8 protein-coding genes are annotated in these 8,412 nt (G+C 46.3%); 2 read left to right on the top strand and 6 right to left on the bottom strand.

Features of this window, described 5'->3' with window-relative positions; genetic code table 11:
- Positions 1-165: 165 nt before the first annotated feature.
- From L1N85_RS14945 to L1N85_RS14955, 3 genes are all read right to left on the bottom strand, one after another.
- Positions 166-2,433, bottom strand: a complete 2,268-nt coding sequence (locus L1N85_RS14945) for a helix-turn-helix domain-containing protein (RefSeq protein ID WP_235239864.1) — start codon at positions 2,431-2,433, stop codon at positions 166-168.
- Positions 2,434-2,850: 417 nt separating this feature from the next.
- On the bottom strand, positions 2,851-3,024 hold the full coding sequence (locus tag L1N85_RS14950; RefSeq protein ID WP_235239866.1) for a hypothetical protein: 174 nt from the start codon (positions 3,022-3,024) through the stop codon (positions 2,851-2,853).
- Between the two features lies 1 nt (position 3,025).
- The gene (locus tag L1N85_RS14955; RefSeq protein ID WP_235239868.1) at positions 3,026-5,443 is read right to left on the bottom strand and encodes an alpha-L-arabinofuranosidase C-terminal domain-containing protein; all 2,418 of its coding nucleotides are present in this window, start codon (positions 5,441-5,443) and stop codon (positions 3,026-3,028) included.
- A 318-nt stretch (positions 5,444-5,761) separates the two neighbouring features.
- On the opposite strand from L1N85_RS14955, the gene L1N85_RS14965 reads away from it, so the two are divergent.
- Positions 5,762-6,274 carry a hypothetical protein gene (locus L1N85_RS14965; RefSeq protein ID WP_235239870.1) on the top strand — a complete coding sequence of 171 codons (513 nt, stop codon included), beginning with the start codon at positions 5,762-5,764 and terminating at the stop codon, positions 6,272-6,274.
- A 15-nt stretch (positions 6,275-6,289) separates the two neighbouring features.
- Positions 6,290-6,556 (top strand): CD3324 family protein, encoded by a 267-nt coding sequence (locus L1N85_RS14970; protein ID WP_235239872.1) that lies wholly within the window; start codon positions 6,290-6,292, stop codon positions 6,554-6,556.
- A gap of 92 nt (positions 6,557-6,648) precedes the next feature.
- Here L1N85_RS14970 and L1N85_RS14975 read toward each other — a convergent pair whose 3' ends face one another.
- From L1N85_RS14975 to L1N85_RS14985, 3 genes are all read right to left on the bottom strand, one after another.
- Positions 6,649-7,143, bottom strand: coding sequence for a hypothetical protein (locus L1N85_RS14975; RefSeq protein ID WP_235239874.1), 495 nt, complete (start codon positions 7,141-7,143; stop codon positions 6,649-6,651).
- On the bottom strand, positions 7,106-7,930 hold the full coding sequence (locus L1N85_RS14980) for a HipA domain-containing protein (protein WP_235239876.1): 825 nt from the start codon (positions 7,928-7,930) through the stop codon (positions 7,106-7,108). Before L1N85_RS14980 ends, L1N85_RS14975 begins: the two co-directional genes overlap by 38 nt.
- A gap of 54 nt (positions 7,931-7,984) precedes the next feature.
- On the bottom strand, positions 7,985-8,412 hold a 428-nt coding region (locus L1N85_RS14985; RefSeq protein ID WP_235239878.1), incomplete at its 5' end, for an ankyrin repeat domain-containing protein.

Here is an 8,412-nt window from a genome sequence, read left to right on the forward strand (position 1 = left end):
CATTTAGGATTACGCTTTCAGCCATGATGCGGCAGCCCGAATCGGGATGACCACAGTATGGCATGACATTCGGGAAGGCGGCAATAAACTAGTTTCCAAACGATAAACCCTAGCGAAAAACCCAATATCTGTTAATTGAAACTATCTTCGCATCATAAACTATTTTCAAATATCCGCGGAATGACGGGCTTTCTCGGGCTTTAGCTTCAGCTTTCTATAGTCGCCCGGCGTTACGCCGACGATTCGTTTGAACACGCGCCCGAATGTAATCGAATTCGCGTACCCGACCTGAAGGGCAATATTTTGCACCGAATCTTCCGTTTCGGCCAACAGCTCCTCCGCCCGCTCCATCCGCAGCTGGACAATAAAATCAACGAATTTCATATTAAACTCTTCTTTGAATAAATAGCTAACATACTTGCCCGACACATGGAACCGGTCGCTCAGGTGCTTGAGTGACAAATCGGGATTTTCAAAATGCTCTTCAATATAAGCCTTCAATTCATTAATCATCGCGCGGTGGTTTTTCGTTTCGCTGTGCGCGACATAGGTGCGGTATATTTCCGTCAGTTGCTCGGAATAAAGTGCTTTGATTTGTTCCAGCGACACCGCCTCTTCAGCCATTGCCTTTCTGACATCGGCCTTTGCGCCTTTGAAATGCTCCTGCAATTCCTCAGACATGTCCGAGAGCTCACTTCCGAGCATGTCCATCATCATCTGCAAAACTATCCTGATATCCTCATCCTTCAAGCAATCCGACTCCAAATGCTCGAATAAGCTTTCCAAATGAATACGCCATTCGCCGGTTAGCAGCCTAAACCCCCTCACTAGCTCTGAGCCGTGCTGCACATATTTATACCATTTCCGTCCCGCATCTCCCGGCAGATCCTCGCTCATAATGACAGCTTCCTTACCGAGAGACATTTTGTGCTGAAGCACATCTAATGCCGCTTTATAGGAATGCCCGACCTGCCCCCATTCGCGCTCAACATGCCCGACGCCGAATAGCAATGATATCCGCAAATGCTCAGCCACCCAGATTCGGCCTTTGTCTGCGAATATCCGGATTTTCTCCATCGGGGACATCTCCCCTTTGGTTAAACCGACGATCATTCCCATCCTGTTCTCGGCGATCCATTCCGCCCAGCCATACATGCCGTCTGCCTCCGCCAGCTCCTGTAGGACATTCGTCAAGGCGAACTTTAACGTATGCTGGTCACGCACCGAAAATCCGCTGCGAAAATCGCGGTACTGTCCTATCTCAACGACAACAAATGCCAATTGATCGAGCTCTTCTCCCTTGGACAGCAGCCCCAGCTTCTTTAATTCTTCTGCTGCCACTTCTATCCCGTCAGACTGCAATAAGTCATGGAACAGCTGACGCCTGCTCACCAGAAGGTTCTCGCGCTGCTGCTTCTCGAAGTCCGCAGTTTGTTGGATCAGGCTCTCCAGCGTATGATCGATCATAGACAGCTCGTCCATTTTCATCCCGAACTCATCCTTGCGAAGCTGGATCGATTCAATCCGGTTCATCATGACCCGAATCGGCTTATAGTTTTTTCTAGTTATATAGATGATGTAGAAGATCGCAAACACAACCGTCAGCAAGCCGATGACGACCCAAACATAAGAAATGACCGACACCCACATAAACAGCTTCCCAGCAGAAATTCCGCTTTCGAACGTCCAGCCGAGAGGGTCTAAGGAAATCCGATTCAATATTTTGCCGCTTGGCTTCTCCTCATTGGATAGAGCGTCTGTCCGGGTAGAGAATAATAAGCTTCCTGTAGCATCGCGGACATCTACAAACGAGACATCGCCATTGTTCATTGACCTTATCATCTGCTCCACCGCATACATATCGACATTGATCACGATGAGCCCTTCGGTCCCGAAGGGCAGCGGCTCTCTTTTATAAATAGAAATAACGCGCTTATCCAGCTCCGTGCTGAATTCATGGTAATTCCGGATCGCTGACCAGTCATGACTGTCCGGATGGCCCAGCGCCTGCTCAATGAATGCCCTGTCGGCAAATGACTCCCAGGCCACCAGCCCGCTCCGCGTCAGCACATTCTTGTCTTCAGCGCGGTATACATAGATCGAATCGATCAGGCTGTCGTTAGCCGCGAGCGTCCTCATGCTGTCGACGACATCAAATATCACCTGACGATTCTCGCGCGTAAGCTCCGTGTTTAGAAAGTCGCGGTACCGGTCGTTTTTCTCAACCTCCTCCAGCACGTCAAGCTCAATCCCTTTAAGCGCACGGGCCAGTCGGTCTACCATATAGCTGGTCGTTATCCGGTCAGCCTTGACGGTTTCTTTATGCGAGATATCATTAACTATGATAAAGGACAAAAAGATTAAGATTGTCACCGTAAATAAAAATATAGGAAAATATGAAAGCAGCATGCGGCGGTACCAATTCCTCTTCATCTCCATCACTCCTTGTATAAAAGCACAACTGCTTTTGAACCTAGAGAAAGCGCTTACCCTAATTATTCTATAAGATAAAGGACAAATTTTCAATGGAAATAGAACGGCCGGCATAAAAAGCAGGGTGGTCAGTCGATTATTAACGTCTTTCGAGTGATCCGAGGGATTATTGCAAGATAACCGCATCGAGCTCATGCAGTACAAAACATTGGCGATTCCCTTCCGTTATACCGAACCGCCGCAGCAGCTTCGGCGCGCATTCGCCTGATGCTTCATACGCATCAAGAATCGCTTCGCCCGCTTCCCGGCTGCCCGTCGTTACCGCCCGCTACCAATCCCCGTTTCCGTGTATCTTAAGATCGGATGCAACCAGGTAGAATTTATCTCCGAGCGCTGATCTTACGATAAACGGATCCCTTACTCCCCCTCGCCGAGCCGGGAAGCAAGGATCGGCCGGCCGCCGTTTAATTCCCGCCAATGCAGCGGATCGTTATCTATGCTTAATGCAAAATAAATCTGCTCTCCATCCGCATGTGCTTCTCCTTTAAAGTAAGCGAACAAATATCCCGCGTATTCCTCTTGTCGCCTCATTTCAATGATTCCTCCTGCCTCTGTCCTGTTTTAGTACCTTCTTCACCCTAAAAATAGTAACGGAATGCCCAGGGAAATCATAGAAAAAGCTATTCGCCTCGGGATGCAGCTCTTTCCGCTTAGGCACAATCCGCTTAGGCGACTCAAAGTCATTCTCTTCATCAAGCCCATAGCCCGACAGCTCGATTACTTCGACCATGGATGGAGTTTTAGGCAAATCCTCCAATACGACCTGTCCGGCTGCGCTTTGCTCCTGCACATTGACGACTTTCACGATGACGTCTCCGGTCGACCGGTCGGAGCTGGCGGAATAATACACCGCCTCGATGACCGGCAGCTTATCCTCCGTGTCATTGATCAATACACCATCGACATAAGTTCGAATCCTTCTTCCCGACACTTCTAAAGCAAAATCATATTCAATGCCTGTTTCCACAGTAAACAAGCTTTGGGTCAGGCATGAACCTCTGCCATCCACTTTGGAAACGACCATGGAATCCTGGTTCTGCCATCCGCCAACTTCCCATATGAGCTGATTTTTGTCATCGCTCTTTCCAAAGCAAACGTCAAAGCCTTTTGGACCGCTGATTTTCTTCGCTTTGAAACGCAAGGTATAACTGTCCCAATCCGTCTCTCCCAGCTCCATCGATCGCTTCGCCGTTCCATTCAGGCGGTCCTCCTGCATATCCGACAGCACCTCAGGCAAACCTTCAAAACATTTGATTTCTCCGGTTTCATCGTTAATGAGCCGAACATCCCGAAACTGTATGGAACAAAGATCCGTACACAGCGTAAGCTTCCCTGTGATCGACGCAGCCGGTTCGGCATGCGGCCGCTCAAACCCTCTTGCTTCGATTTTCAGCAAATGATCTCCCTGATGGTGCATAAATAACTGCTGCACATAATAATTCACCGTCCCGTAAACCTCATGATTGTTGAACCAGATCATATCCGGCTTCCAGTTGACGTAATCGACGTTGCAAAGCATCGGTGCGTAGCAGGCCAGCCCGACCGCATGCGCATTCTTCTCCAGACCCGTCATAAAAGCGGCTTCTACGAGCGCATTGTAATACGTATTGCCCCAGGAAGCATATTCGCCCAAAAACACTTTCGGTTCATCGACTTTGAAATGATCGTACCTGTTATAGTTGGCCAAAAACCATTCCGGCGACTGGTAATAGTGCTCGTCCACCAGATCGGATCTGTTTTCCCTAGCTGAATTCCAGCCCCGCTCATATTCTCCGCCGGCCGCAAACGGGCCGCTGGAATTGATGATTTTGATAGCGGGATATTTCTCTTTAATGGCTCGATGGAAATAGGCGTAACGCTCGAAAAAAGGTTCGCCGACCTCTTCGTTTCCGATGCCGATATATTCCAGTCCGAATGGCTCCGGATGGCCTAACCCCGCGCGGATGCCGCCCCATTCGGTCGAGGAGTCGCCGCAAGCAAACTCGATCAGATCAAGCGCGTCATCGATCCAGGGCTGCAGCTCATCGAGAGGAACGATCCGTTTATGATGAGGGTCGTAGCCGGCCGTCAGAATCGGAATCGGCTTGGCTCCAATGTCCTCGCAGAACAGGAAATACTCATAATACCCGAGGCCCAAGGTCTGATTATATCGCCAATTATTCCGTCTTGCCGGTCTCTGCTCTATGTCGCCTATCGTATTTTTCCAACGGTACATCGAATTCCGTTCGTCGGCATTGAGCGAACCGTCATGAACCAGACAGCCGCCCGGAAAACGCATAAATTTCGGCTTCAATTCCGCGATCATCGCCGCAATATCCTCGCGCATCCCGTTAGGACGGTCCCGGAAGGTTTTTGCCGGAAACAAGGATACCATATCCAGATATAGCTTTCCGCTTCCTTTTGTCACGATGACCAAACGGCTGCTGTAATCCGTGGCTTTCGCCGTCATCACCGCTTCATACTTTGTCCACTCATCAGAACACACCGCGATTTCCGCTGCAGCATGAACAATACCGTCCAAGCCTTCGACCGCGATCCGGACCGGTACGTCAAAGCTGGAATCCCGTCTGGCGTAGAAGGAAAACATATAAGCTTCGCCTTCCTTGACAGGAATCCCGGAATTAAAGCCCTGGTTCAAAATGCCGACGCCGTCGCCTTCCGACAAAATCTCGATAACCGCGTAATGCTTGTTGCGCTCAGAAAAAGGCGCGCTCTCTTCCACCGTTAATTCAGCGCTTCCCTTGCCCCGTTCGACTTTCCCCCATGCCGTCAAGGCGTGGTAATCCGAATGATCGATCGGATCGAATTCGAAGGACCGGTTCTGAACAAGCTCCGCGTAAAGCCCTCCGTCCGCCGCATGATTCAGGTCCTCGAAAAAGATGCCGAACAGGTCGCCTAATTCCGCTCCGCGCTCCTGAGTAAATACCTTAAGTGTCCCTCGTTCATTCATCGCTTTTAGACTCCTTCACGTTCAAATCCTTCGTTTATCCTTTTACCGAACCGAGTAAAATACCCTTTACAAAAAACTTTTGAGCGAAAGGATACATAATGATCATTGGAATTGAAGCGATGACCATGGCCGCAAGTTCAATCGTTTGCGCCGTCACGAGCCCCTGTATTTGATAAATTATTGATTAAATGCACTCTTTATATTCGAAAAGGAGGGGGCAACAAAATCTTTAAATTTACTTCTACCAAATTTGGGCAGGTAAGAAATAAGGAAATTACATTATGGGAAAAGTTGGGGTTTACATCGGATGAATATTCGATGGTTACAACAATGTTAGATTTAACAAATTGGAAAGAATCTGAAGACTTTGATATAACAGGTATAGAACCCGCGGTTGAAATAGATTATGTAGACATAAAGCAAATTCTGATTGAAGATGGGGAAGACGAAATGGCGGAATTATTCCAAAATCAATATTCCTCTACCAAAAAACCAGATCAAGTAGTGATTACTCTTAAAGATAAAGCTTCGGATGAAATTGCATGCATCGCTTTTTATCGGGTGGTCATAGCTAATAGAGGTACTGACAACGAATTGTTGGATGCAATTGCTTTCGGAATTCATATTAGACCTAAATATGCGTTGAACCGTGCGGAAATACGAAGATTTTTACAAGGTTGCTTGGTTTCGATGAAACAATTAGGTTTGGTTCACGCTAATACACGAATTACTTTGAAAAATTTTAATGTTTTTGCTGCGATGGTTAGCGAAGGATTCCATAATGAAGGTTTAGAAAAAGCTAATATAATGCGTTTATACAGATCTGTTTAAAAGGCATAACACGATATGAAAAAGTATGTAAATGCAAAGGAAGTTTTACCTGATGCTCTCATAAAGGAAATTCAAAAGTATGTAAAAGGCCAACACATTTATATACCACAAACAGAACGACAAAGTTGGGGGGCTTCAACTGGAATTCGCGATGAAATGGAGTTGCGTAACGAGGAAATATTCCAGCAATACCATGGAGGATTAAGCATTGCGGAACTCGCTGAAATATTTAACTTAAGTGAAGATCGGATTAGAGGGATTATTTACGGAAAGCGCACATGAAAGATTATGCGGGACTGATATTACAAATTGGGATTGAACCAAATAATAACCAAGGCATCCGAATATCGGCGGCCTTGGTTAGCGCATCACAGCTATATCGGGATGACCCCGATATCTTGCAGATGCTTCATTTTGTCCAATTGCTGCGTTTCAAATAAATACTTGGGATGAAAATCTTCATATTTCATAGACAAATCATCCGTTATCCAATAATCATCCGTCATTGATATGCTTTTTGTGTACTTATTGAGCTCCCATATATCATAGCCGTTAGGATTAAAACCAGCCATCGTTAATATCGTAGAAAGATCTGAACGGCTGGCTGAGATTACTCTTTTTGATAACCAGTATTCGATTTTCTCATGATTAGGCGGCAGCAAACTCTTTATCACTTCGCTTTTTGCCATACCCGTCGAGCGAGACTTCATCCATGCCATCACACTATTAAACAAACCCGGAGGATATCCAACAACGATAGGTAAAGAATTCGCAGCTTTTTGATTTAAAATATAACTAAACTTTTTGCCATCATAAGAAATCATTCCAATATTAGCGTTCTTGTGCATCAAGCAGTAGTTTTCTGACATTATTGTACCTCCTCACAAAAATTGCTTTCATAAGCTGCAGCCGAGATCTGTTTAAAAGAGCAGCATGCTTATCGAATAACGATACGATCTCAGGCCACTCGTGAGTAAAATCCAGCCCAAGTTCCTTAAAATTATCAACCAATTTTATGGCTTCTTTATGTGTATACTCAAATGGTTTGGCACTGTCATACAATAAACGGTCCTCAAACTCTGCATCATCTTCCAGACTAATTTCATTTAATAATGAGCGCTCATTGTCAAATAAAGGTGCCATTTCAATCTGGGAATCTGTACTGAAAAAAAATTCAAAGTTATTTAAATGGCGATCTGTATTATTAAATAGATAATCAAATACAACCATCTTATTAATTGACTTTTTAACAGAGGGAGATATTTGAATTAATTCCTGATAAATATTTGTTTCCGTATCTATACTTCCCAAAATTTCTTCAGCAGTAATGTAGATATAATTATCTTTTTTAAAGGATTTGCTAACACATGCAAGCACTTGGCCTTTTGAATTAAAGATCTCTTGATCTAACCATATTAATTGGTATGGTACGCAGTCAAATCCAAGAAGAGTTCCAACCTCATAACAGATAACTTCTGTAACCGGCTCTACCTTAGAGTATTGATCTCCTTGTTTTGCACCCGCTTTAAAAAATGTTAGAGTCGGACCCGTCTCAATGAATTTAGGCAGTTCTCCCTTTGAACCCGTTAATATCTTTATACGAGATATGTCCGGCTTCCTGCGACCGTCCTCTCCAAAGGCATTTAAGCGTTGCATGTTAGTCCCTCCTTCGCTTCAAATAATCATATCATTTATTTACATTTCACTCCATTATAGCTCGCTGGCGGAATTGGCGCCCCGATCGCGCAGCCACTCGACCAGCTCGTCTGCGTTGCTGCGGCGTGCGGTATCGAGAGGGGTCAGCCCGTCGTAGCCGATCCAATCGAGGTCGGCGCCCTGCTCGAGCAGGTACTCCGCCGCTCCTCGCTGCCCGCCGTGGCACGCTTGCCAAAAGGCCTCGGTGATCTCGTCGGGGGAGGGGAACGTACTGCCCGCGAAGCGTTCTTCGACACCATTCTTGGGTTGCTGGCACTTTTGCCCACGTATAAATATCGTCCCATTCATTGTATCCACAGAGAACGCCGCTGACGACAATAAACAGAGTAGCAATAGGTAAGCATTTGATGTGATCTCCAGCTTTTCCCCTGCTCCACACCGGACGTGCCAGTTTCCCAGCATCTCGGCGTTCCATCTAACTG

Source organism: Paenibacillus alkaliterrae, from assembly GCF_021532375.1.
In the GTDB taxonomy this organism is placed as follows: domain Bacteria; phylum Bacillota; class Bacilli; order Paenibacillales; family Paenibacillaceae; genus Pristimantibacillus; species Pristimantibacillus alkaliterrae.

What these genes read in the sequence shown, in the direction of transcription:
- L1N85_RS14950 (WP_235239866.1), bottom strand. Translation starts at nt 3,024, where the DNA reads ATGAGGCGACAAGAGGAATACGCGGGATATTTGTTCGCTTACTTTAAA.
- L1N85_RS14975 (WP_235239874.1), bottom strand. Translation starts at nt 7,143, where the DNA reads ATGTCAGAAAACTACTGCTTGATGCACAAGAACGCTAATATTGGAATG.
- L1N85_RS14955 (WP_235239868.1), bottom strand. Translation starts at nt 5,443, where the DNA reads ATGAATGAACGAGGGACACTTAAGGTATTTACTCAGGAGCGCGGAGCG.
- L1N85_RS14980 (WP_235239876.1), bottom strand. Translation starts at nt 7,930, where the DNA reads ATGCAACGCTTAAATGCCTTTGGAGAGGACGGTCGCAGGAAGCCGGAC.
- L1N85_RS14965 (WP_235239870.1), top strand. Translation starts at nt 5,762, where the DNA reads ATGGTTACAACAATGTTAGATTTAACAAATTGGAAAGAATCTGAAGAC.
- L1N85_RS14945 (WP_235239864.1), bottom strand. Translation starts at nt 2,433, where the DNA reads ATGAAGAGGAATTGGTACCGCCGCATGCTGCTTTCATATTTTCCTATA.
- L1N85_RS14970 (WP_235239872.1), top strand. Translation starts at nt 6,290, where the DNA reads ATGAAAAAGTATGTAAATGCAAAGGAAGTTTTACCTGATGCTCTCATA.